3 protein-coding genes and 1 pseudogene are annotated in these 2,215 nt (G+C 47.0%); 3 read left to right on the top strand and 1 reads right to left on the bottom strand.

The window, feature by feature from the left end; all coding sequences use genetic code 11:
* Positions 1–179 precede the first annotated feature (179 nt).
* A pseudogene (locus tag HW443_RS13460) lies at positions 180–332 on the bottom strand (IS701 family transposase); the annotation flags it as partial.
* Between the two features lie 287 nt (positions 333–619).
* On the opposite strand from HW443_RS13460, the gene HW443_RS10805 reads away from it, so the two are divergent.
* The 3 genes from HW443_RS10805 to HW443_RS10795 are packed head-to-tail and all read left to right on the top strand — an operon-like array spanning position 620 to position 2,196.
* Positions 620–958, top strand: a complete 339-nt coding sequence (locus HW443_RS10805; RefSeq protein WP_176231833.1) for a DUF6788 family protein — start codon at positions 620–622, stop codon at positions 956–958.
* Positions 951–1,970 carry a hypothetical protein gene (locus HW443_RS10800; protein ID WP_176231834.1) on the top strand — a complete coding sequence of 340 codons (1,020 nt, stop codon included), beginning with the start codon at positions 951–953 and terminating at the stop codon, positions 1,968–1,970. The genes HW443_RS10805 and HW443_RS10800 overlap by 8 nt, the downstream gene beginning before the upstream one ends.
* Before the next feature lie 4 nt (positions 1,971–1,974).
* Entirely contained in the window at positions 1,975–2,196 is a 222-nt protein-coding gene (locus HW443_RS10795) for a hypothetical protein (RefSeq protein WP_176231835.1), read from the top strand.
* Positions 2,197–2,215: the final 19 nt, after the last annotated feature.

Raw genomic sequence — 2,215 nt, 5'->3', positions numbered from 1 at the left:
CCTCAACCCCAGAATAGCCAAAAATAATCCATAAAAATAATCCCGAATTCCCTAAATCCGAATTTATTCAAAGCAGAGATTTGCTTTTTGCAGGCATATTTTTGTATTTTTGTGAAAGTTGCGGAATCGCTGCCAGAAATATTCGCAGCTTGACAAATGTGGGTTGATACTATTAGGACTTACACAGTTGGGGTAAGACTGTAGGTAGGGTTACCCAGATAAGCCCGTATTGCCTCCCTGATAATGGACACCTTTGCCTCATACCAACTATTTCCCGTTCGCAACTTGTGTATCTCCAAACGCAGAAATGCCCGCAGCGCATAAAGAAAGTGATTCTTCTGTGTGTTCTGGCTGACCACATAGGTAACACTGGGCTATGGATTTTAGCAAGTTCCCTTTCAATATATTCTACGGGAGCAAGATAGTCAAGGGTTTGGTGTTGGAGTTTACCCAGATCTTCTGACCCTCCAAGATCTACCCATAACTTCTCCCTGAAGGTCAAAAACCTGTAGGCCCGCTCCTTGAAGAATTTTTATGCTTGACTCTGAAAGAAGTTCATGTTGTAATTGTCAGATAAGGTATTATACTTATCTGGCAAGGAGCAAGGAGGGGAGTACCTATGGCCAAGGATAGGGAACTTGAGACCCTGGCGGCTAGAAGGAAGGGGATTCTCAAAACCATAGCCAGGATGCAAGATATTCTGCCCGGGAACCTGGCGGCTAGCTACTTGCCCTGTAATAAGGGGAACTGCAAATGCGCCCGGGGAGAACTGCATGGTCCCAAGTGGACGCTGACCTGGAAAGAAGAGGGCAAGACCAAAACTCTCTACATCCGCCAAGCTGAAGTAGCCGAGGTGAGGAAAGAAACGGAGAACTATGGAAAAGCCAAGGGCCTTCTAAGGCAAGCGGCCCAGATCAACCTGGAACTCTTCAAGATGAGGAGAGCCAGGCATGGCTAAGAAAAGGCCCAAGCAAAAAAGGGCCTCCTCCCCCCGCTTAGGGCACAGAGGGCAAGAGGCCAAAGCGTATGCGGCGCTTCAGGATAAAATATACACCTTGGTGGAAGGTCTGTCCAGCCAAATGGACAGGCGCATCCGGCGCAATATTGCCGAGGCGGTGATTGGTCTAATGGCTGGTCGCTGTGCTCGCCTGACCGTAATAGGCCATAAGGGAAAGAGAAGATGTAAGAAACTGATTTATGAAGTAAAGCGATTGAGCCGGCTCCTGCGCTCCCAGGGGTGGCAGAAGGAGGAGATAGAGCAAGGTCGGCTAGAGATGGTAAGGGATCAGATTAAGAGGAGCACGGCCATAGGCATAGATCTATCCACCAAGCAATGGAAATATGCCTGGAAGGCAGAAGATGTAGCCACGGTGTGGGATAGTAAGGAGAAGAAAAAGATTCGAGGGCACTGGTGGCTGATGGCTACCGCAAAGATTAAACGGCATCGACTGGTGCCTTTGATTGGCCAGATTTTCTCTCATACCAGTAAGGGATTTGTAAGTATGAATAAGGAAAAGGAGAAATTCTTAAAACGGTTGAAGCAGTTAGTCAGGGGAGCCGGGATCTGGCTATTTGACCGGGGATTTGATAGCAAGTGGATGGTAAGCTTATTGGGAGAGCTCCAGGTACAATTTATTATGCGCATCAAGTCGAATCGAGATGTAGAGGTGCAGAAGGAGAGAGAGGCGGGGCTAGAGGAGAAGGGGAGGATCTATCTCGAGACTCTGCTAAGAACAGCGTCCTATCCCTGGGAGATTGTAAAGTGGGTAAAGAAAAAAGAAGTGCGATTAAAAGTGGGGTTTTGTGCGGTAAAGATTCCGGGGTTAGGTCATAGGCTGTGGTTAGTTTATACCCAAGGGGGAGGGGAAGAATTTATTCTCTTAACCAACCTGCCAGTGAGAAAATTCTCGGCTGCTTTAAGGGTGCTACGGCTTTATGGTTGGAGGTGGGGAGTAGAGGAGCTTTTTTAAAGATATGAATGAGGAGTTAGGTTTTCAGAAGATAATGGTGCGAACTCTGAGGAGTATAAATAAGCTCCTGGAGATAGCCCTTTTAGTCTATATTTTTGCTTTCAGCCTTCTAAAGAAGATGGGGCCGTTGCTGGCTATGTTATTGGAATTGGGAGGCAAGCTCGGCTTAACCCTACAGCGTAATTTTTATGGTTCTTCCGGTTTTAGCATGGGTATCTACCCATAGATAGCGATTTATGATATAA

The sequence above is a fragment of the Candidatus Hakubella thermalkaliphila genome (assembly GCF_013281975.1).
Lineage (GTDB): Bacteria > Actinomycetota > Humimicrobiia > Hakubellales > Hakubellaceae > Hakubella > Hakubella thermalkaliphila.
Note: the sequence above shows the minus strand (reverse complement) of the source record. Positions and strands in the feature narration are given on the sequence as shown.